We start from the raw sequence: 774 nt of genomic DNA on the forward strand, positions 1-774 counted from the left end.
CAGCCACTTTCAAACGTTGTTTTTCCCAACGTGCAGAACCTTTCTTTCTACGAGATAGGATGCGTTGTTCTTTTGCTAATTTGTCTAATGATTGTCGATAAAAACGTGGGTAATTGGCTTTCTCACCCTGTTCACTTTCGACATACAGACCGTCCATAGCGAAATCTAGCCCAACAACTTTCTGAATGGACACTGGTTTAATTTCTTTCTCGTATTCTGTCAAAATCGAAATATAGTATTTACCTGATTTTGTTTTAGAAATCGTACAAGATTTTAATTTATAATCCGTAGGGATTTCCCGATGTTGCTTGATTTTTACTAATTTCAGTTTAGGTAATTTGATATGACCATCTTGCAATTCGATATTTCCGTTCACTCGATTGGTTGTATAAGACTGTTTTGACTTACGGTTTTTGAACTTTGGAAATTCCGCATTGCCTTCAAAAAAATTCTTATAAGCCTTTTGTAAGTTCATTTGTGCATTTGCTAAAGCTAAAGAATCCACTTCTTTTAGGAATGGAAATTCGTCTTTATATTTAGCTGGTGTAGGGAACTTTTGCTTTTTAAGCATTTCCTTGTCGTCTTTGTATTTTGCATAAGTCGCTTGTCTTTCCGCAAGCATCTTATTGTAGACAAGACGAACACAGCCAAATGTTTTGGCTAATAATACTGCCTGTTCTCTGTTTGGTAGTAAACGGAATTTGAAAGCTTTGTTTTGTTTAGTCATATCAATTCACCTCGCTTTGTACTGAATAATATCGTGTATATTGATTG

1 protein-coding gene is annotated in these 774 nt (G+C 35.1%); it reads right to left on the minus strand.

What is annotated here, in order from left to right:
- Nucleotides 1–727: RNA-guided endonuclease InsQ/TnpB family protein (locus DDE80_RS14495; RefSeq protein ID WP_108308649.1), on the minus strand; the 727-nt coding region annotated here is incomplete at its 3' end.
- Nucleotides 728–774: the final 47 nt, after the last annotated feature.

The organism is Metalysinibacillus jejuensis, assembly GCF_003057615.1.
Classification (GTDB): Bacteria; Bacillota; Bacilli; order Bacillales_A; family Planococcaceae; genus Metalysinibacillus; species Metalysinibacillus jejuensis.